Below are 22,070 nucleotides of genomic sequence, written 5' to 3' on the forward strand. Positions count from 1 at the left end.
GCATTCACTAAGGTAACAGCTAAGGCGACAGCCAAGGGAAAGCAAGATGGATAAACTGGACCTCACCCGCTGGAACCGGGCCGGGTTAACCCGCTTCCGTTATATTGACGGCAATGCCGCCACTTATCTGGAGGACATCCGTTTACGGCTGGAGCAGGAATTTACCGACTGGCCGGCGGTGAATCTGGAGATCAATGAAGGCGAAAGCCAGTCGGAGAAGCTTGAGCGCATCGAAGAATTATATAACGGCGAAAGCGAGGATCTGCTGTGGAGTCTCTCCCGCAGCTTTTCCCGCTCGGCCCATGTGCTGACGGAAACCATAGATGCCTACAGCAACGAGGCCAAACTCACCACCGCCAACCAGTGGGATTCGGTGAGGAAAATGGTCTCCATGCTGGATTATCACCCCCATCCTCCCGCCTCGGCGTTTACCTCCCTGGTATTTCAGGCCAAGGGCAGCGGCACCCTGGAAACCGGTTTCCAGGTCAAACACAGTCCGGACGACGGCAGCGCCCCTGTGGTTTTTGAAACCCTGGAAGACATGGAGCTGGCAGCAGAGCTTAACGAAATCCGGCCGAGAAATTACGACCGCAATATGAATTACCTGTTCGGTGGTGAGCTGATCCTGGACCAGGCTCTGAACGATCTGGCCATAGGGGAGCCCCTGGTGCTGGAAAATGAACATAGCGGCGATGTCAAAGCCTATTTTATCGACGGCGTCCGTCTCGAAGGGGAGCAAACCCGCATCAGTGTCACCCCGAACCTGTCGAGTACTTTCCAAAAAGGTTATACCTGGGTGCACCTGTTGCCGAAAGAGCGCCTGGATCCCTTATCGCCGCTGACTTCGGGGGCCCAGGTGGGCAAAAGCCTGTACCTGACCACCACCACAGACCTTACTGCCGGTGAAGTGGTGCTGATCGCCACCGCAGGCAAAAAGCCCTATTACCGCCGCCTTAAAGCCGTGGAAGAGACCAGGCTGGGCTTTTATAACAATGTCGGCGAATTGGATCTGGTAAACGCTACCGTGTCCCGCCCGGTGACAGTGGCGGTCAACTACCAGGGAGAGCGCAGCACCAGCGGCAATGCCGTGATCCATACTTTGTATATTGCCGGCGACTGGTCCTATCTTATCGGCCAGTGGCTGTGTGATATCCGCCGCCAGGGGGATAATGTTTATCTGCCCCTGTACCAGGTGATACATACTAACTACCGTCCGGTGGGCTCAGATCCCGGCGAAGGGGAAACCGCCATAGACACCGCCGAGCAGTTTTCTGATTACCTGCTTGCCGCCCGGAGTCCCGATGGCCTGCTTAAAGAAGGTTATACCGCGGTCACGGTAGGCTGGCACCGGGATACCGACGGAGTTTCCGGCAATACCGATTATTCGTTAGCCAACCCGCAATCTTTGCTGGTGCCTGCCAATATGGCAGGAACCTGGCAATGTGATGCTTTTTTGCAAAAAAGTAATGACGGCCATCTGCCCGAGACTTTGGTTACCAGCCTGCCGAAAAAAACCACCGCAGGCGATTTGGCGGTGTTAACCCGGGCAGGTCAGATGGCCTGGTGCCGACTTAAAACCGTCAGCCTGGATATGGATGCCGAAACCGCGGCCCTGGAAGCGGATAGCGGCTGGCAGGACAGGGGAGGCGGCCCCTTTTATCTGACCCAGAGCCGGGTCTACAGCCAGTTTAAAGAAAAATTGCGCCTGCTGGACTGGGAAATCAATAAAACCGCCCTGGCCGGTAATGAAATCCCGTTAACGGCCATGCCGTCGGCGTTAACGAAAGCCCGTAATGTCATCGTACAATACGGGGAGGACTTGTATTATAAAACCAGCATTTTAGATACCCATACGCTGGAAAAAGGCAATGCCGCCAGTGTTACCACCAGCCCGCCTTATATCACCCTGAGTGAGGCCTTGCCGCAAACGGTGCAGATTAATGATGTGATCCTCTGCGCCAATGTCATCAGCTGCGGCCACGGCGTAACCCGTAATACCCGAGTCTTGGGCAGCGGTGATGCGACCAAGAACAACCAGAGTTTTATTTTTGCCGTGGACGATCTCTCGTTTGAAGCCGACAGCGATCTCGCCAGCGGCGTACGTGCCGCCATTGCCGTCCAGGTCGGGGACAGGCAATGGCAGCAGGTGTCCAGCCTTAAAGACTCGTTAGCCACAGACAGCCATTATACCGTGAGGATGACGGAAGATAACTTTATCAGGATCACCTTCGGTGACGGTAAAAACGGCCGCCGCGCCCCCAGCGGCAGCAACAATATCCGTATCAGTTATCGCCAGGGGGTCGGCACTACCGGCAATCTCAGTACCGACAGCCTGATCAAGGCGGTCAAACCGCATCACCTGGTGGATGAGGTCAGCCAGCCCCTGCCCGCCAGCGGCGGCGGGGACATGGAACAGATGGATGCATTAAAAACCAATGCCCCGGCAGCGCTGCTGACCCTGGCTCGCTGTGTGTCCCTGCGCGACTTTGCCCTGCTGACCAAAAACCACCCCAGTTATGCCCAGGCCAAGGCGTTTTCCCTGAAAACCGGTTTCGGGCAAAGGGAAAATATCGAGGTGGTGGTGGTGCCTGCCGGCGGTGCGGCCTTAACCACAGATTTGCAAACCTCTTTAGTGAGTTTTCTCCAGTCCCATGCCTTGCCCGCGGTCAGCATCAGCGTCAGCGCCTATGAAGTAGTGATTGTCAGCTTTGATGTGACCGTGCGTGTCGACAGCTCGGCTTATGATACCGATAAGGTCACTACAGACGTGTTTGCCGCCCTGACCAGCGCCTTTTCCATCGACCAGCGCGAGCTGGGACAGGCCCTTTACCGGGGAGAGTTATACCAGGTGGTGGAAGGTATCAGCGGGGTGGAAAACAGTACCTGTGAGCTGGTGTTTGACGCTACCGGGCAGGTGTTTAGCAAAGAGCCGAGGATTGCCAAAGGGGACAATAACATTATCCGGGTGATTTTCCCCAGTCCCCGGCAATGTATCCACCTGGATGCACAGGTGCCTGTGATCAATATCACGGTAGAAGAATATGAACTTTAGGCCGCTGAGAGAGAGTATGGGCAAGCAAGAGCAAGGAAATAAATGATGGCAGCACATAAAACGGATCTGGGAGAGCAGCTTTACCAGCTTTTGCCGTCGGTATTTAGGGAGCGGGACAATACCCGGCGCGACGGGGATAATAATATTGTCGAAAAAGGCGATCTCGCCAAATACCTGCAGGCCAACGGCGACTTGCTGACGCAGATTTATTATACCGTCAAACAGCAGCTTTATGATAATTTTCCCGATGAAGCCGGGCAGGACAGCGAAGGGCTGGAGCAAAGCTGCCAGCCCTGGTTATTGCCCTATTTTGCCGACTTGCTCGATGTCACCCTGGTTTCGCCGGACATAGCCGGGCAGCGGGCGGAAGTGGCCAACGCCATTGCCTGGCGGCAAAGTAAAGGCAGCCTGCCTTGCCTGGAAGATATCTGCGAAGCCGTGGGCCAGTTTGAGGTGGAAATCCAGGAAGGTTATAAGCGTATCGCCACCACCGCCAGGATAGGGGATCCCTTATTGCCTGCTATTTTGTTCGGTGCAGACCAAGCGCTGGATAGCCAGTTGCCAGCTGCTGAAAAGGCGCGTCACCCGGGCTTGCCTTATGTCACCGTGGATTTCAGGTATGCTTCGCGCTCGGCGTTATGCGATGCCAATGACCCGGCGGCGATCACCAGTTTTATGGATAATACCCAAGTTAACTGGTGCCAGCAGAACCATAACGGCGTGCCTTGTTTTCCCGGCAGCTACCAGGATGTCAGTAAGCGCACCGTAGATTTTCGTACTCCGGGACCGGGAGCAAGCGCTGCTTTTATTTCTGCCACCGGCACCACTTTGGATAGCTATCAAACCGCCCGCGCCAATAAGGGCTTTTTCCACCCGCGCAAATTGCTGTGCTATACCCCGCTGCAGCCAGGCTTTTTCAGTAAAAACCCCGTCAGTATCCACTGGTCGAGTATTGAAAATGAAGAAAACTATCAGGATGACCATATCCGCATCACCACAGGTATGACCGAGTGGAACGACAAACAGGTGCCCCATTACAGCTTTTTGGGATTGACGGAGCAAGCGCTGAAACTTCGCGGAGTAAAAACGTTTGATGAAGAAGCCGTCTATGAATTTGAAAATATCTGGCTGGAAAATACCCTGACCATCAAAGATGGCCAGCTGAAACTAACTGGCTGTGCGGTACGTAAGCTGATTGCCAGCGATCCGGAAAAAGATGTGCCTGTGCTGGATGCCAAATCATCCCTGATCAAAACCATAGAGGTGGCCAGCGGCATGATACAGCTGGAATATTGCACCGTACTGGAGGTGATCCTGGCGGAGGTGGTGCTGATCAGCGACTGTATTTTATTAAAGCGCATCAGGAAAGACCGCGTTGATATGGACCCGCCGGAAAAGGGCTGTATCCGCTTTAGCCGCTTTGAACCCCAGGCGTTCAATGTCGGGCTGGATCCCCAGGACGAACAGCTGTTGGTAAACCAGGGCAGCTGTACCTCGGATAATCCGAACTTTATCAATTTAACCTTCGGTGACCCCGGCTGTGGCGTACTGTGGGCCAACAGCAGCGAGAGCATCAAATACGGCGCCGAGGACGGCGGGGAAATGGGGGCCTATCATGATGATCTGATGATCCTGAAGCAGGACGCCGTGATAGATAAACTGGCGGACTTTTTACCCGTGGGCTTTGAAGCTGTGCTGGTAAGTGATGTCAGCCTTAACTGCGCTCCTGCGCAAAAGCAGATATGAATTTAAGCGATGGACAGTATTTTTATGAACAAACACATTTAAATCAATGGCTATGGGAGAAAAACAATGAAAACTCAGATTGCTAAGGATAGCCATCAAGCAGCTAAACGTTATTCATCCGTCTACCAGCAGCAGGGGCGGGCGGTGCTCGACAGTGATGTTAACGAGCTGTCGGATATTGTTAAAACCCGCCTGGATGATGCCCTGGACGATGCCATTAAAAGCGGCGCGCCGGCAAGCGGCGGCCTGGCGATAAATAATGACTTTACCATAGCGCCGGGCAGGCTTTATGTCGACGGTATTCCCGCCGAGGTGATAAGCGAAACTCCGGTGGATTTTATTGCGCAAACGGATCTCATTAACCCCCAGGCGCTGCCCGCTAACGATTTCCAGCTTTATGCCGATGTCTGGGAGCGTAGCGTCACCAGCTTGGAAGATGCGGCCTTGCTCGATCCCGGCCTGCACGGCGCCGATACCTGCACCCGGACGCAGACCATGTGCCAGGTGAAATGGGGGGCCGCTAGCCTGGATGTGATGGATGAAACGCAAAACCCCGGCATAGGGGATGCGGAGTTGAGTCTGGCGCTGCGCACGATTTTTGTCAGTGAAGATATTTGCGATCCCTGCTCGATCAAGGTTGAGCTGGATGAGCGCATCGGCAATTACCTGTTCCGGGTGGAAGTACATGACGTTTATAACGACGGCGGTGAGGATTTTATCATCCTGAAATGGTCGCGGGATAACGGTGCCGAGCAGTTTGTCACCGGGGAGGAGCCCGCCGGTTTTACTTCGGGGGATTTTGTCTATGAGTTTTTCGATGAAGAAACGGAAAAAAATCTCGGCAACCATTTTATGGGCGTCAGGGCCAAACGCGGTATTCTGAGCGACAGCTATACCGTGCCGGTGGCGCCGGATGAAGCCAAGGACTATGTGCGCCAGTGGGATGGCTTTTGCACCATCAATCTCAGCACTACAGCTTTGGTTTCCGGCATTGACCGGGGCACCAGCTTTTCCGATGCCGTCAACAGCGATGCCCACGGCTATTTTGAAATTAGCACCGAACTTAATGTTAACCTGGAATTATTGCAGCTGACCCTGACGCTGAACGGCAACCGTTTTGTTGCCGGTGACTTCTGGTTTACCGCGGTGCGCGAAGCGGTCAACGAACCCGGCGATTATGTGCTCGGCTCAGAAGTGCAGGGGGAATTGCCAAACGGGGTCAAACATCATTATCTGGTGCTGGCCACCGTCGACGGCGCAGGTGTGCTGGTGCCGCAAACGGATGCCCAGCACAGGCAATTTCATTTTCCGGCCTTAACCAACATTATGGCCTCAGATGTCGGCTTTATTGAAGATTGTAATAACCTGTTTCACGGCGCGGAAAATGTCCAAGAGGCGCTCGATGCCCTGTGTGATATCGGCGCCGAAGATATCGCCTATGTGACGCCAAACTGTACTACGGATACCGTGCTTGCCTATTTCAGCACCTTGCCCGGCTGGCCGGATTTAGACAATGACGGCAAGGCTTCGGTTAAGGACATGCTCGACGCCCTGTTTTGCAATTTAAATGCATCGACTTTGCCTTATCTGATCCCGGATTGCGGCACCGCCGCCGATCCCAGCGTGCGCTCATTGCTGGGTTTGCCCGGTAACGATATTCAGCCGCTGGATGTCTCCATCAACGCCCTGTTATGTAACCTTAACGCCAATAGCTTGCCTTATCTGGTGCCCGGGTGCGATGCCGGTGTGACCCTGCGCAGCTTATTGGGATTAACCGCGACTAACCGGCCGCTCAAAGAAACCCTGGATACGCTGTTGTGCGACTTGCGCGCCGATACCATTCCCATGAACCAGGACGGCAGTTTGTGTCCGGACTTACAAGCTGCGGTGACGGTACAGCAGGCGCTGCAGATCTTGTGTGAACGTGAGGTACAAGCGGGAGGCGGTTGTGCTATCTCCGTTGATGGCAGTGAACGTACCTTAGATGACGAACTGGCTGATTTCCAGGGGGACGCGGGTCGTGCCTCGATCTGGCTTTGTCTGCATGCCTTTGAACACCTGGTCACCAATCCGGTAGCGCTCAGCAATAAAGACACGGTAAAAATTATCGGCAGCGGCAACCAGGCCAGTACCGTGCGTTTTACCGACGAGGTGTGGGATATTGCTGCCCGGGAAGTGATTTTCCGCGACATCACCTTTGTGCTGGATAGCGGCAACGCCGGCATGCGCCTTAATGCCGATAATATCGTGATTGAAAATTGCCAGTTTATCCGCGGCGGCAATAACCCGGATGCGCCTCCTGTAATAGAGGCGGCCTCGGCCGGTAATAGCGCCAACCTGGTATGGAACGGCAATGTTCTCAACGCCACGTATAGCCGGTTGATCTCCGATGTTGATATCAATGATTTCACCACCGGGGATATTGCCGCCAACGACAGTATTGTGACCCGGATGAATGATTTGCTTGGCGGGCAGTACAGCAAGTACAGCCCGGAATATGATCAGGCCTTACTGCAACTGGCGCAGGACATCGACACTTTGCCGCAAGACACCAAGGAGAACTGGGCGGCGGCGATACCACAGGAAAGTATTGCCCGCATCGACCGGGACGGGCGCAACAGTACCGTAATTATCCGCGACAGCAGCAGGGCAAGCCTGCTTGCCAATGTTTCCAGTGATATTTCCGGCGACTTTGTTACCCGGACAAGTTCGGATACCGTCCGCCTGGCGGATAACTTTAGCGTGGTGACGGCGGGAGCAAGGGAAGAAAATATCAACAATTTTTATCAAAGCCTGGCAGATGCCGCCATTACGGTCGATCAGCGGGTAACACTGCTCGATGATTTTGTCACCTTTGCCACCGAGTCAGGTTTTACCCATGGCCTGGGGCTGGCCGATAACAACCAGACGGTTAACATCAGCGACAGTACCTTTAACGCCCACCTGGTGCTGAACACTGCTTTACTTGCCAACGGCAGGGAGTTGACGGATGAAGATATCAGCCTGGGGGGCAACTTTTTAACGGCGCAAAATCAGCTGCTGGTGAGCAAAAGCCGGATTTATCGTGTGGTGACATTCATCGGTCTGGATGCTGCGGGAGGGCCGGCTTTACCGTTAACCGGTTATGCCAGATGCATGCTTTCGGATAATGAATTTACCGGTATGGATGAAAGTGTTTTAGGTGGCATAGTGCAGCTCAATAATAACTTTTTCAGCTCCAGAAATCCTACCGGCCGTTATATGGAAATACTCGGAGTACGGGTGATGATCACCCAGAATATTACCCTGGAGCCGGATGCTACCATACATTTTCGCGCCAGGGACGGAGCTATCACCAGCGACAATATGGGAACGGTTTTCTCTTAAAGGCGCTTTGGCGCCGGCAGTGAGAGCAGCTTGAGAGAAGGCAGGGATGAACAAGGGTGATCGCGGGGGTGACAGATCTCGACTATTGTTATTGTCTGAATCATGAGCAGGGAGAATGAACTTATGTATTGTTTTGCTTCATCAAAGCACTTAGATAAAACATCCCGGCGTAGCGGCGCCGGGCCCGGCAACAGACACTCTGCTTTTGCCGGCAACCAGCGCTTGAAAATACGCGAAGCCCTTGCCGATAATACCGGGCAGGACAGCGCCGAGGTGGTACAAAGGCAGGAAGTGGTGCAGCGGCAAGTTGAAGAAGAGGAGGAAGAGTTATTACAGGCGAAATTCTCTGATGCCGAGACGGTGCAAGGGCAACACCGGGAAGTTGCGCAGCGCCAACCCATGGAAGAAGAGGAAGAGTTACTCCAGCCTAAGGGCTGCGATGGCCCGGAAGCGCAGCAGTATAAGCAAGCAGATAACGGCGTCGCTACGGCGATGCCGGGTTCGTTGCAGGCAGGCCTGGAAGCATTGAGCGATGTCGACCTTTCCGGCACCCGGGTGCACCGCAATTCAGCCAAACCGGCCCAGGTAAATGCCCTGGCCTACACCCAGGGGCAGGATATTTATGTTGCCCCGGGACAGGACCAGCATCTGCCCCATGAGGGCTGGCATGTGGTGCAGCAGCTGCAGGGACGGGTAAAACCTTCCCGTGAGGTCAACGGCCAGAGTATCAACGATGATACCGCCCTTGAGCATGAAGCGGATGTGATGGGAGCCAAAGCGGCCAACATGTCTTTGCCGGCAGCAAAAGAGCAGTCCCGGCCAAATACCGCCCCCCCGGTGGCCCAGCATAAATGCGAGCAATGCGGTCAGGAGGATGAAGCGATCACCCAGACCAAGTCGGCGGCCCATATTACAACCGGGGATCCCAGGTTTAAGATTGACGGCTTTACTTCGACTCGCGGCGTTTCCTTACCAACCAGTATTCAAAGACAAAGCAGTGATGACGATATCGGTGAGCAGGACCCGCAAAAAAAGGCCGAATATGACTCGTTAAGGCCGCAGGAGGGTGGGGGCTCTGCTTCCGGTGCGGCGACTGCGGTCGGCGGCGGTGCCACAGAAAATGAAGCGCTGCAGTTAAAAGCCAGTGATGTCAAACAAAGAGTGACCTGTACTTCCGCCAATACCGGTGTCGGCAACAATGCCCTGTCTTTTGCCGAAAGAAGCCGGGAAAGCTGGCGCAGCCATGTCACCTACCGGGCGAATGTCGATCACAGCAATCACCATCTTAAAGTCAGAATGTATGTCTTTGCCAAGGTGTATTATGGTTTATGGGTTTCCTGGGAGCATATCCGTTTCAATGCCACCGTAGATCTCACCTGTCAGGCGTCGGGCAGCAGTTGTGAAATTGCCGCCAATGAACGTGGCGGCAGTGTCTGGGATCTCAGCCATAGCCCGGCTGCCGGGGCTATTGCTATTCAAACCGACCGCCGGGCCAGCGGCTCGCAGATGGCATTAACCGTCAGGGTCGGCGGTTCGGTGGGCGCCAGCGGTAGTGTCAGCGCCGGGGTCGGCTCGGCTTCTGCCGGGGTTTCCTTCCCGGATGCCTCCATTTCCCATAAGATGTCTATGGGCACCTTTATTTATACTTGCCGAAGCTCATAGGCACCGAGATAGCAGGATGGACAGCCGGATGAAAAAAGCACCTTACATCAGGTGCTTTTTATACATGGAAGTATGTCAGCTTATATGCTCCAGGCATCAGCTAAGTACTTACCTCCTGTAAGCAATCCTGCAAGTTTATGGATGAACAGGAGCAGGGTTATTTTTTCGATTTACGCAATGCCAGTCCGATAAAACCTAAACCAAAGAGCAATAAGGCAGACGGCTCAGGCACGGCAGCCGAAGAAAACTTGAAGTTGGCGCCGAAGTTACCGCCGTCAAAATTGTTCCAGTGCTCTGTGGGCAGGGTAAAGCCATTGTTATATAAAAATAAATTTTGATTGAAGGTAATTTCACTGGCGGTGGTATAGCTGCTGCGTGCTGCGCCGCGATCGGAATTATCCGAGAAATAAGCCCCTACCACATAGCTGCCGGCATCGAGGGAAAAACTGGGAATATCGACCCAGCGGAAGCTGCTGTCTAAAGTGGCGCTGGTGCCGCTGCCGACGATTGCCGAGGTAAGCAGGGTGCCGTCCAGGCCCCAGATACCGACGGCATGTTCTTCTGCCAGGCCGTCGCCAAATTCGTCCCAGACTCCCAAGCTGTCTACCTGGATATCTGATGAGGTGGTAAATTCCCATCCTATGGTGGCGCCGGGCCAGATCCAGGCATCTGTCGGTTCATCGGGAAATCCCAGCGCCATGGTGGAGGCTAACGCCTGATGAGCTGTTAACAAAGGGAGTAGCAGAGTGACACACAAAACCGTGATAAATTTTTTCATTATAATTAGTCCTTTAGTTGAATTCCCTCTTTGTGAGGCATAAAAGGTGAGGCATAAAAAATGCCAGTTTATTAAGTAGTTGATTGGCTGTGTGTTTTTTGTACAGGTAAAGCTGGGAATGTTAATTTTGTAAAATTATTAGACATAAGCTGTATTCTTTTTGATCTGCTTCGTTCGTTGCCAGCTTATCGTCAAGGGTGTTTAACCTGAGCAATTCCTGTGATAACGGCTGCCGTTTTTCCGGTATGAACAGCCTGCTGTACTATATTTAATTACAGGTACGGCTATGTTCAGCTGAATTTCAACCGGGTATCGGGTCCGGTAAATACTTAATGGCTCATAAGCTTTTAGCTGCTGTTAAGGAGAGGGGCTGAGTATCTATCTGCTTAGCGGTTGCGGCGGTTATTGTCATTTTTTGAACTCAAGTTTGGGATCAACTACAAGGTAAAGGGATATGCCGGAATTTCTCTATAACAACAAAGCCGTAAATCAGCGACAGGAGCGGGCAGGCAGGCAAACAACTCCAAGACATCCAGGTGAGCCGGGCCGTTATTTATCTGCTCAAAGCCGGGTAAATGACGGTAATATAAGGCACATCCTCAGGGGGGCTCCGTCGGCTGTGCAAACCTCATCCGGCCTTATTCAGCGTCTTGTTGCCCCGGGGACAATCAATGTCTCTCCCTGCAGTACCTTACCCAGGCAGATATTTAATCGCGGCGGCTGTGGCGGCGGCAGTGATTTTACCCATAATGACTTTCAGTCGCTCTCCGGTGTCGGTGCCGCAGGACGGGCATTGGTGTGGCAGGCGGATAATCTTTCCATCGACTTTCGCTTGCGCAATGATATGCGCCTGGAGCTGGGTTTACTGGCAGGCTCTGAAGGCTGGCGTATGGTTGATCACTTTACCGGTGGCAGCGGCACGACCTTAAGTCACGACAGCAGCAGTACCTTGGGGACTGCGGCCCTGGCGTCAGCCATGTTTACCCGGCTTAATACTGCGACGGTGGCCGCCATAGAGGCGGCATTAACGGCGATGGCTGCCAGCGGTGCGATTGACTGCAATGCACTATCCATTGCCGGTGCCCGCCTGCCCGGGGTAAGTTTTAGTTTCTCTGACGGTTTTGCCCTTAAAGGTATTATCGGTGGTACCCAGGGGTTGCGTATTAACATTACCGGCCTGGCGGTGGATCCCGTAAAGCGTACCTATGATATCGGTCTGCAATACCTGATTTGTGATGATTTTGGCGTAGATACCGATGATCTCTATTCCCCGGCGCTGGCCGCCTTTTGGGTACTGCAGCACAGACGGGCCGGTAATTTACCTTTTATCAACGAGCTGGATTTAAGCCAATCCGCCAGCGGCAGCTTTTAACCCTGCGGTTTACTCGGGCAGCACGCGGGCACCTTGTCGAAAGGAGCCGGAAAATTTTCCTGTGGCGCATTATCAAGGTCAAAGATGCTTCAGGGACAGGATATGAGGTTTATGCACCTAAGTTTCATAAACATATGACTTAGGTTGCTGCGGGCAGGGGGGATGTACGTTTTTATAAAGATGAATGGATAAAAAAGCAGGCATTTCCAAGTTTATTTTTGTTTGTTTTTTATTCGTTTTGCTGATGGTTTTCCTTGCAAAAAGTGCTTTTCATTGAGACAGTAGTTTTACCTGTTATCAATTAGACTTAGTATGCAGGACGAGACTGAGTGCTAATCATCTGGAATCTTTGTATGCCTATGATTGAAGAAAATGATCATTCTCAGGAAAAAGAACGCAGACACTTATCGCCAAAAAAACACCAATTATGGTCTCAGCTTAATGTCAGCCAGCAGGCCTCGGTAAGCTCTTTGTATAATTATGGTTATGAGCTGGCTTTTATCCGTATTTCATCCGAGGGCAAGCTTGCGGTGATGATACTTAACGGCAGCCCAATTGTGATAGATGATGAAGGCACCATCAATCCACACCCGGAAATTCAAATCAGGCAGTAGTGTTAAAGAGGGGGCGCTATGCCGTATACCTGCACCTGGGAATCCAGGGGGGTCCATATCAAGTTTACCGGTGTTGTGACCTTGCAGGAGGTTTGCGACAGCGACGATGCCATGTATGAAGATCCCCGTTTTGCTCAAATCGATTATTTTATCTGGGACGCCGGTGAAGTCACCAGCCTTGCCCTGAGCGATACCCAGGTGGATATTACCGCAGTCAGGGATATGAGAGTATCCTTGAAAAAGGATAGTTTAAAGTGTGCCTTTATCGCCAAAGAGCAAAGGCTGGTCAAGCAGCTTGAGCAATACCTGGCAAAGTCTCAGGGACTGAAGATTTGCTGGCAAATGGCTTTATTTAACGACATCACCCGGGCGAGGCAATGGTTGAAGTAAGCAGTTTTGCCCGGGTCTAAAGATAACTTTGCCTTAGCGACTTTCATCCTTATTAAAGTATTCCCGGGTGCCGTGGGACATCACAGCTTCGCCGATCCTGCGCATTGCCACTGTGTATGCGGCGCTGCGCAGGCTTCTTTTTTCTGACTCTGCCACTTGCCAGACCCGGGCAAAGGCGGTTTTCATCTGGTTTTCGAGTTTGCTTCTCACTTCCTCTAAAGACCAGAGATAACCGGCGCGATTTTGCACCCATTCAAAATAGCTGACGGTAACGCCGCCGGCATTGACCAGTACATCCGGCAAGATCTGTATGTCCCGGGCTTCAAGGCGGGCTTCCGCCTGACTTTGTATCGGGCCGTTGGCCACTTCTATTATGGTGCGGGCCCGGATGCTGTCGGCATTTTCATTATGGATCACCCCTTCAAGTGCCGCCGGGATCAAGACATCCACATCCAGTGCCAGTAACTCTTCATTGCTGATCTCGCTGTGTTCAATCAACTGGCAAACCGACTGCTCACAGTATACCGCGCGCATTTTGCGGGACGATTGCTTTTCCTGCCACAGGCTTTCAATGTCAAAGCCCTGTTTTGAATAAACCCCGCCTTGGGAGTCGGAAATAGCGACAATTTTAAAGCCGTCAGCCTGTAATAGCCGGGCAACATGATAAGCGGCATTGCCAAAGCCCTGCACCGCAACCCGGGTATTTTCTGCCTGCCAGCCCTGTTTTGCTGCCAGTTCGCGGATACACAGGTAGGCGCCGCGGCCTGTGGCTTCGTCCCGGCCCAGACTGCCCCCCAGGTGCACGGGTTTGCCGGTGATCACCGCCGGGGCCCTGAGACGGTTGATGGCCTCAAATTCGTCCATCATCCAGCCCATAATACGGGCATTGGTATAGACATCGGGGGCGGGAATATCGATATCCGGGCCGATAAAATCTGCCATGGCCCGTACATAGGCCCGGGACAAGCGTTCGAGCTCCATCGGCGACAGCTCTTTTGGCTGTACCGAGACGCCGCCTTTGGCGCCGCCAAAGGGAATGCCGAGCAGGGCACATTTGATAGTCATCCATAACCCCAGTGCCTGCACTTCCTCCGGGTTGACTTGAGGATGATAGCGAATACCGCCCTTGGTGGGGCCAAGGACATTATTGTACTGGCAACGGTAACCGGTAAAATAATGCAGGGCACCGTTGTCCATTCTTACCGGCAAAGAGGCTTGCATCAGCGCCCTGGGATAAAGCAAAGACTCTACTACTTCGCTACTGACACCGGCATCCATGCCTATGGCTTTGATCCGGGTTAAGGCATCGTCGAAGACGTTTTGGCTGCTCATATAAGGCCTTTTTGGCTGTTGTTGCTGGCGGTGTCTTTATCTTAGTTGAGAAATGCATTTACCGGTTGCCGGTTTTGCTATGACGGGTAAGTTTTTTTGCGATGGGATAAATAGCGATAGACGATTTTATTTAGCCCGGCGTTATTTCATCAATCATGCATAAGCAGATCATTATTTTGCAATAAGAATTGACAGCGTTGTCATCGTGGTTATGATTAAAGTTGCCGAATTAACAATCAAAAATATTATCGGTGCCTGTCGGGAAAAGCAGGGCAGGGGATCGCCATCCTGTGACATTAGCAGCAGGTTTAAGCCAGCAGGATCAAGTAACAGGAATCAGCAAAAGGAATGATAACATGCAGAAAACAAAGCACAGGGCCGTATATCCAGGGAGCCTGATTTTGATATTCGTTATGGTCTTCACGGCAAGCCCGGCAGTAAATGCCCAAACCGCAGATTTAACTTCATGGCAAGCAAACTCCGTTTATGTAGCCGGTGAGCAAGTGGTCTATGCTGCGGCCATATTTGAAGCCAGGTGGTGGACCCAGGGGGATGAGCCCGGTGCCGCCAACAGCGACGGTCCCTGGTTATTTATCGCCAATTGCCAGTCGGGACAAAGCGGTGCTTGTGATCCCAGCAACCTGGGAGAGCCGGTTGAGCCGCCAAGCGGGCCGCAGCCCAATCCCGGCGGCGGATATACCATGCTAAAAAGCGAGCTGGAGGCGACAGAGGCGACATTAACCAGCTCGGCGCTGTTTCTTGAAGTGAAAGCCTCGATTGAAACCCGAGCTAACGCTGAGGTGGAGCTGATTAAAGCAGGTGCTGCCAGCAACCCGGAAAACGTTAAACGGGTTGAGCAGATATTTCCCGAGCAGCAATGGCTTTATACCTTTCCCCAGCGACACTCTGCCTATAGTTATGAGAAGTTTTTACAGGCCATAGGCAAATTTAAAGGGTTTTGCGCCAGCTACAGCGACGGGCGCAACAGTGATGCCATCTGCCGCAAATCGCTGGCGACCATGTTTGCCCACTTCACCCAGGAAACCGGGGGCCATGATGTGAACTCGCCGATAGAAGAATGGCGCCAGGCGCTGGTGTTTGTCCGTGAAGCCGGTTGTCATGAAAATGACAGCAGCTGTTTATATAACGCCGAATGCGCTCCCGATACCTGGCAGGGACAGCAGTGGCCCTGCGGCACCCGAACCGGCGGAGGTTATCAGAAATATTACGGCCGCGGCGCCAAGCAATTAAGCTATAACTATAATTACGGGCCGTTTTCTCAGGCCATGTACGGTGATGTTTCCGTACTGCTGCAAAACCCTGAACGGGTGGCCGATACCTGGTTAAATATTGCCTCGGCGGTGTTTTTTTATCTTTATCCGGCATCCCCGAAACCCAGTATGCTGCATGTGATTGACGGCACCTGGCAGCCCAACAGCCATGATACCGGCCTGGGTATTAAACCCGGGTTTGGCGCCACCACCAACATTATCAACGGCGGTATAGAATGCGGACACGGTTATGAAAAGCCCCAGTCGTTAAACCGCATGGCCTATTACCGTGAACATGCCGCCGCCATGGGCGTACCGGTAGAGAGCACGGAAGAGCTGGGTTGTGCCGGGCAAAAAAGCTTTGATACCCAGGGGGCAGGGGCGATGAAAATATACTGGGATCAGGATTGGGGTTATTACCCGGACTTGCCGGAAGGCAAGTCTTTTGCCTGTAAGCTGGTGGGTTATCAAACCCGGCATTTTGCCCTGCAAGCGGGAGATTATCAAAAATGTGTTCAGCATTATTTTGATGTCGATGTTATCGACAATTAACTTTCACGGCTGCTGAGCTTGTGACTGTTTTATACAAGCTCAGCCCGGGTCTTTTTTGCTTAAGGGACCCGGGGGCTTTTATGTTATTGCTGAGGTTTTAGTATATTTTGCAAGTGTTTTGTATTAGCCTCTAACTAGCTGTTTTAACTGCACTGTTAACAAAAAGCAATAACACCAAGGATGCCAAACATGGTTAAAAAACTCACGGGGTTAGCTGCCCTTACGCTTCTGCTTTCGGCCTGTAGCACCAGCTCCACCACCGCAGGCAATGCTATCGACCCGGCGCTCACCAAGAGTCCGCGGGATCTGGCGATGTTTACCGCCGAAAATAAACAATGTTATGACCGCAGCACAGAGTCTTATAGCTTTGTCATTGATGCCCATAATCATTTTCGGCCTTTCGGCGGCCATGCGATCCCCATGCATGAACTTGATGATTATTTTCGCCGTTTAGGTGTGCTGTTTGTCAATGTCTACGGTATCGGTCAGACCTTGCCGGTGGACTCTTCCTGTGATTATTATCTTGATTGTCCCGACACCCTGGTTATCCCCAGCATTAAAAATGATTTTCGCAATGCTTCCAATTATATGGAGTTTCCGCCGGATGGCTTGCACTTAACTTTGTCGATGAGTTTCCCCAACCTGGCCGAGCCCCAATGGATCAAGCCGCAAATGCTGCAACTGAACCAGGAATACCCGGACAAGTTTAAATGGATGGGAGAAGTGAACCTGGTCAAGCAGGCGCTGTTTCAAAATGGCCATCAGGCCACCCCGATAGAAGCCATCCCGAAGTGGGCGGATTTTATGGCTAAGCTTCGTGAAGACAAGATGCCGGTGGCCATCCATTCCGACTTGGGCAACGACAACGAAGGTGAAAACTACAAGTATCTGCCGCTGATGGACAAGGTGCTGGAGTTATATCCCGACAATAAAATTATCTGGGTGCACATGGGACTGTCCGCCGAGTTGAAAGCGGCGGATCCGGTCAAGCATATTGCGGTGATGAAAGAGCGTTTGGATAAATACCCCAATTTGATGCTGGATATTTCCTGGCGGGTGATTTACGACAACTACTTTATCAAACCTGAAATCCGCGCCCTGTATGTTGATTTTTTCAACGGCTATTCCACCCGGATTTTACCCGGCACCGACTTTGTCGCGTCACGTAAGAAAGATTTCCTGGTATACGCCCAGGAGGTTGAAGTGACCAGCCGCATCAATCTCTACCTTGATGACAATGCCTTTAGAAATATTGCCCTAGGGGAGAATTATTTCCGCCTGATGGGCATGGATAAATATCAGGCGCCGCAGATCTGCCGCTAGCGGCTGTTTGTCTTTTTTGAGCAGACGGGGCTTTTTCAGAAAAGTCCTGTATGCTCACCGGTTTGCCTTTGTTTGGGGAAACCGGTGAGTGCAAAGACCTGTTTACCATGCGTTATATTCATTCGGTCTGGATAACGGCATTGTCTTGGATAGATGTGGTAAATACTTCCTGCTATTATTCCATCGGAAAAACTGAAAACTGATGAAACCTTGTGGACCTATCATGAATCTCCCAAAAGTATTTTTAGCGGCAGCTTTGCTGACGGCAAACCTGTTGATGACCTGTCTAAACAGCGCATCGGCCTCCGATTGGTACCCGCTTCGTGTCCAGGTATGGGACCAGCCGTTTGTCAGGGAGAGCACCCGAAAAGAGGTGGATTATATCCCGCTGCAAAAAGCCGCAAAAAAATGGAAAATCTGCGTCTCCTTCCCCCATGTCAAGGACTCTTTCTGGCTGGCGGTGGATTATGGCGTCGCCGAAGAATCCGAACGGCTCGGTATTGAAATGGAGTTATTCGAAGCGGGCGGTTTTAACAATCTCGATATCCAGATACAGCAAATTCGTGACTGTGTTGCCAACAAGGCCGACGGCGTGGTTATTGGCGCCATCTCTACCGACGGTTTAAATCCTTTGGTGGCGGAGCTGAAAAAGCAAAATATTCCGGTGATAGATTTAGTCAACGGCATCAGCTCACCCGATATTACCGCCAAGTCGTCCTACTCCCATAAAGACATGGGTTATATGGTCGGGGATTTTATTGCCCGCGCGCAAAAAGCAGCGGGTAAGTCCGGGCCGGTGAATGTTGCCTGGTTGCCCGGGCCCAAAGGCGCCGGTTGGGTTGATTACAGCAACGAAGGCTTTGAGGTGGCGGTAAAAGAAAATCCGGACATTAATGTCTTGACGGTAAAATACGGCGATACCGGCAAAAGGGTACAACGAAAGCTATTGAAAGAGGTGCTGGCGGAGGGCCTGGCGCTTGATTATATTGCCGGGACCGCGGTGACGGCAGAAGTGGCCATTTCCATGCTGCGTAAGAAAAAGCTGGATGAAAAAGTCAAACTGGTGACCCAATATGTCAATCCCGGGGTCTATGCCGGGATCAAGCGTGGCAAAATTGCCGCCGCGGTATCCTTGTCATCGGTGATCCAGGGGCGTATTGCCATTGACCAGATAGTGCGCATTCTCGAAGGCAAGCAATATTATAAGCATGTCGGCGTCAAGCTCAACGTGGTGCACAGCGGCAATTTAAGAACCTTCGACCGGGCCAGTACCTTAGCCCCCAACGGATTTCGCACGGTGTATTCTGTCAATTAACAGCTGCTCTATTTTAGCAACTACTTCATGGAGAAACGGCCTGTGAAGCCTGTCCAATTACTTATCGTTATCACCATACTGTTAGGCGGCATCGCCACTTCGTATCAGGTGCATAACAGCATTCAGGCGAAAGCCGAAGCCGCCTGGCTTGAGCGGGCGGCGCAGGACGCCAAAAGCATTTCCGATATCGGCCAGTTCTGGGTGTCCCATTTTGTCGGGCCGATGCGGGGTTTTGCCAACCTGTTTCTAAGCTCAGCAGAAGTCACCGAAGACGAGATGATGGACAGTTACGAGTTCTTCAGCGGCTCCGAGTCGGGAATACCGCTGCTTAACGCCGCCTTTGTCGAATTTTCTTCGGCCAGTACCGACGAGCAAAAGTTTATTATCAGTTTAAGCAGTGAAGAGTCCGGCATTTTGGAAGTGGGGTCGAATCTTATCAACTTGCCGCAGGCGAAACTGCCGATATTAACGGCGATAAACTATCCGGGCGAGGTGGTACTCGGGCCGCCGTTTGAAGATGAATTCGGCACGAAATTCAGCCTGGCCGCCCTGTATATTGAAACCGACAGCATCAGGGGCGTGGTGGTGTCTATGCCGGATATCACCGACTTTGCCCAAAGCCTGGGGGCGGTGCATGCCCCCAAAGGAATGAATTTCGAGTTAGTGGGCAACTGGCGTTTAGAGAACGGCAAAACCATAGAAAAACTCCTCTACCAGCCGGAAAGCCGGCAACAGCCGATAGTGAAGACCCTGCCGGTTAAAGTCATGGTGGGTAAGTTCATGTGGATATTCAACTGGCGTGTTTTCCCCGACTATGAAGGCGGCACGGAAACCCGGCTGGCGCTGTCTATTTTAGTGGGCGGCAGTGCTTTTAGTTTGATGATCTCGATTTTTATCGCCTTCTTGTTCAAGCAAAACTCCTCGGTGCAAAAACTGGTGGAAGAGCGTACCTCTGAGCTTCAGGATGCGCTGGAGCAGGCGGATATGGCCAGCCAGGCAAAAAGCGATTTCCTCGCCAATATGAGTCATGAAATTCGCACGCCGATGAATGCCATCATCGGCTTGTCTTATCTGGCGCTGAAAACCCAGCTGACCCCGCCGCAGCGGGATTATCTCTCGAAAATCAGCTCATCGTCGCAGGCCTTGCTGCGCATTATCAACGACATCCTGGATTTTTCCAAAATCGAAGCCGGTAAGCTGCATATGGAAAAGGTGTCGTTTGACTTAAATGAAGTACTGATGGATTTATCCAACCTCATTGTCACCGGCGCCAAGGCCAAAGGCACGGAAATCACCATTTCCTGTCCCCACGACATTCCCTGCAACCTGATTGGCGATCCTCTGCGTTTGGGGCAAATTCTACTTAATCTGGCCAGCAATGCCGTCAAGTTCACCGAAAATGGCGAAATTGCCATTTCCGTTTCCTGCGACCGCGAGGATGAAAACGAGGCAACTTTGACCTTTTTCGTTAAAGATACCGGGATCGGCATGACCAAAGCGCAAAAAGACAAGCTGTTCCAGTCATTCACTCAGGCAGATACTTCCACCACACGTAAATATGGCGGCACCGGTTTGGGCCTGACCATTTCCAAGCAACTGGTGGAATTGATGGGCGGGGAAATCTGGGGAGAAAGTGAGCCCGGTGTCGGCAGCACCTTTTTCTTTAGGGTAACCTTTGCCTTAGATCCCAACCGCGACGCCCATTATATTCCCAGCGACGATACCCTTAAAGGCAAGCGGGTGTTGATTGTCGATGACAATGCCACCGCACTTGAAAGCCTGACGGAAATCCTGCAGTCGCTGGACTTTGACGTTTATGCGGTTTCTTCCGGTGAAGCGGCGCTGGAAGAAATTCGCCGGGTAGCCATTACCCCCAACTGCAAACCCTACGATATTATCTTTATGGACTGGCATATGCCGGGGCTTGACGGCGTGGAAACCTCCAGGCTGATCAAGGCGCAAACCCGTGACAGCAACCCGCCTATCATCATTATGGTGACCGGGTTTGACGGTTTCGATGTGCTTAAAGAAGGCAAAGATGCCCTTGACGGTTATCTGCAAAAACCGGTGAACTTAACCGCCATGTTTAATATGATCGCCTCGAAAATAGGCGGCTGCGAGCAGCTGAGCGAGATACGGGAAAACCAGTTAAGGCAACAATCGCAAGACATCAACTTAAAAGGTCTTAAGCTGCTGCTGGCCGAAGATAATGTCATCAACCAGCAGGTTGCCCGGGAATTGCTCGAAGGTAAAGGCATTGACTTAACCATAGTCAGCAACGGACTCGAAGCCGTTGGTGCGGTGAAAGACGCCAACAGCAAGGACGAGGCGTTTGATCTGATACTGATGGATATTCAAATGCCGGTGATGGACGGCTATCAGGCGACAGATAACATCAGGAAGCATTCGGGGCGTGACCGGCTGCCGATCATCGCCATGACCGCCCATGCGCTGGTGGGAGAAAAGGAAAAGTCCTTGATGAATGGCATGAATGATCATATAACTAAACCTATCGATCCGGACATACTTTTTTCAACGGTTGCCAAATGGACAACGCCCGATGATCATACGCCGGCTGAGCTTAAGGAAAAGGCTGAGGGGCACTTGTGTGAGCAGGCATTGGAAGAACAACCGGTGAAAGACCACCACGACTTACCACGGCTGCCCGGCATAGTGCTGGAGCGCGCGTTGATTTCGGTCAATGGTAACCAGGCCTTGCTGAGCAAATTGCTGACAGAATTTTATCAGGACTACCAAAGTGCAGGTGAAGATATCACCCAGGCGCTTGTGTCCGGCGGTCAGGATTTTGTTGCCCGCAAGCTGCATACCATTAAAGGCGCGGGGGGCACTTTAGGAGCCATGGCGTTAAGTGATGCGGCGCAGGTGCTGGAAGTTCAGGTATTGTCCGGGGAAAGTCAGCCGCAGGGGCTGAAAACCTTTATCGGTGAATTTGATAAGGTGATGGCAGGTTTGGCCGCTTTTGTTGCACCCGAACCGGATGTTGAATCTGTCGCTGACGCAGCAGAAGCTGTACCTGTGCAGGACGGGGAAGAAGTAGATGCTGAGCAGGTAGCAGCAAAACTTCAGGAGCTTAAAACCTTGCTGGAGTCGGGCAGCAGCGATGCCGGAGATGCCTTGCTGGGCTTGAAATATTTACTCAGTGATGAGGATGCTGCGGTTATGGATGATTTGTCGGAACTCGTCAAAGACTATGATTTTGACGAGGCTATTGAAGCGCTTGACCAGGTAGAACAAGCGCTGACCATACTAAAAGAATAATAACAACGCTGACCTATC

At 52.2% G+C, this 22,070-nt stretch carries 13 protein-coding genes; 11 read left to right on the forward strand and 2 right to left on the reverse strand.

The features are described from left to right. The first annotated feature begins 46 nt into the window (after positions 1-46). The 4 genes from SG35_RS09290 to SG35_RS09305 all read left to right on the forward strand — a co-directional run bounded on the left by SG35_RS09290 (position 47) and on the right by SG35_RS09305 (position 9,826). Positions 47-3,052 carry a baseplate J/gp47 family protein gene (locus SG35_RS09290; RefSeq protein ID WP_053042968.1) on the forward strand — a complete coding sequence of 1,002 codons (3,006 nt, stop codon included), beginning with the start codon at positions 47-49 and terminating at the stop codon, positions 3,050-3,052. 42 nt (positions 3,053-3,094) lie between these two features. Further along, positions 3,095-4,798, forward strand: coding sequence for a phage tail protein (locus SG35_RS09295; RefSeq protein WP_152646582.1), 1,704 nt, complete (start codon positions 3,095-3,097; stop codon positions 4,796-4,798). A 66-nt stretch (positions 4,799-4,864) separates the two neighbouring features. Further along, complete coding sequence (locus SG35_RS09300) at positions 4,865-8,164, forward strand: DUF6519 domain-containing protein (protein WP_053042969.1); 3,300 nt, start codon at positions 4,865-4,867, stop codon at positions 8,162-8,164. A gap of 123 nt (positions 8,165-8,287) precedes the next feature. Further along, the gene (locus SG35_RS09305) at positions 8,288-9,826 is read left to right on the forward strand and encodes an eCIS core domain-containing protein (protein WP_053042970.1); all 1,539 of its coding nucleotides are present in this window, start codon (positions 8,288-8,290) and stop codon (positions 9,824-9,826) included. Between the two features lie 157 nt (positions 9,827-9,983). Here SG35_RS09305 and SG35_RS09310 read toward each other — a convergent pair whose 3' ends face one another. Further along, positions 9,984-10,604 (reverse strand): PEP-CTERM sorting domain-containing protein, encoded by a 621-nt coding sequence (locus tag SG35_RS09310; RefSeq protein WP_044832424.1) that lies wholly within the window; start codon positions 10,602-10,604, stop codon positions 9,984-9,986. A 454-nt stretch (positions 10,605-11,058) separates the two neighbouring features. Here SG35_RS09310 and SG35_RS09315 point away from each other — a divergent pair, with 454 nt between their 5' ends. The 3 genes from SG35_RS09315 (at position 11,059) to SG35_RS09325 (ending at position 12,980) form a co-directional block, all read left to right on the forward strand. Then, positions 11,059-11,976, forward strand: coding sequence for a hypothetical protein (locus SG35_RS09315; RefSeq protein WP_044832425.1), 918 nt, complete (start codon positions 11,059-11,061; stop codon positions 11,974-11,976). 353 nt (positions 11,977-12,329) lie between these two features. Beyond that, positions 12,330-12,590: a hypothetical protein gene (locus SG35_RS09320; RefSeq protein WP_053042971.1), complete on the forward strand. Its 261-nt coding sequence runs from the start codon at positions 12,330-12,332 to the stop codon at positions 12,588-12,590. 18 nt (positions 12,591-12,608) lie between these two features. After that, positions 12,609-12,980, forward strand: a complete 372-nt coding sequence (locus SG35_RS09325; RefSeq protein WP_044832426.1) for a hypothetical protein — start codon at positions 12,609-12,611, stop codon at positions 12,978-12,980. A 33-nt stretch (positions 12,981-13,013) separates the two neighbouring features. Here the strand turns inward: SG35_RS09325 and SG35_RS09330 are convergent, their stop codons facing one another. Beyond that, positions 13,014-14,312 carry a Glu/Leu/Phe/Val family dehydrogenase gene (locus SG35_RS09330; protein WP_044832427.1) on the reverse strand — a complete coding sequence of 433 codons (1,299 nt, stop codon included), beginning with the start codon at positions 14,310-14,312 and terminating at the stop codon, positions 13,014-13,016. A 356-nt stretch (positions 14,313-14,668) separates the two neighbouring features. Here SG35_RS09330 and SG35_RS09335 point away from each other — a divergent pair, with 356 nt between their 5' ends. From SG35_RS09335 to SG35_RS09350, 4 genes are all read left to right on the forward strand, one after another. Further along, positions 14,669-16,135 carry a glycoside hydrolase family 19 protein gene (locus SG35_RS09335; RefSeq protein ID WP_053042972.1) on the forward strand — a complete coding sequence of 489 codons (1,467 nt, stop codon included), beginning with the start codon at positions 14,669-14,671 and terminating at the stop codon, positions 16,133-16,135. A 189-nt stretch (positions 16,136-16,324) separates the two neighbouring features. Then, positions 16,325-17,458, forward strand: a complete 1,134-nt coding sequence (locus SG35_RS09340; RefSeq protein ID WP_084692690.1) for an amidohydrolase family protein — start codon at positions 16,325-16,327, stop codon at positions 17,456-17,458. Between the two features lie 223 nt (positions 17,459-17,681). Beyond that, positions 17,682-18,773 (forward strand): TMAO reductase system periplasmic protein TorT, encoded by a 1,092-nt coding sequence (gene torT, locus SG35_RS09345; protein WP_201777782.1) that lies wholly within the window; start codon positions 17,682-17,684, stop codon positions 18,771-18,773. Positions 18,774-18,815: 42 nt separating this feature from the next. Continuing rightward, positions 18,816-22,052, forward strand: a complete 3,237-nt coding sequence (locus SG35_RS09350) for a hybrid sensor histidine kinase/response regulator (protein ID WP_160298275.1) — start codon at positions 18,816-18,818, stop codon at positions 22,050-22,052. Positions 22,053-22,070 lie beyond the last annotated feature (18 nt).

The sequence above is a fragment of the Thalassomonas actiniarum genome (assembly GCF_000948975.2).
Classification (GTDB): domain Bacteria; phylum Pseudomonadota; class Gammaproteobacteria; order Enterobacterales; family Alteromonadaceae; genus Thalassomonas; species Thalassomonas actiniarum.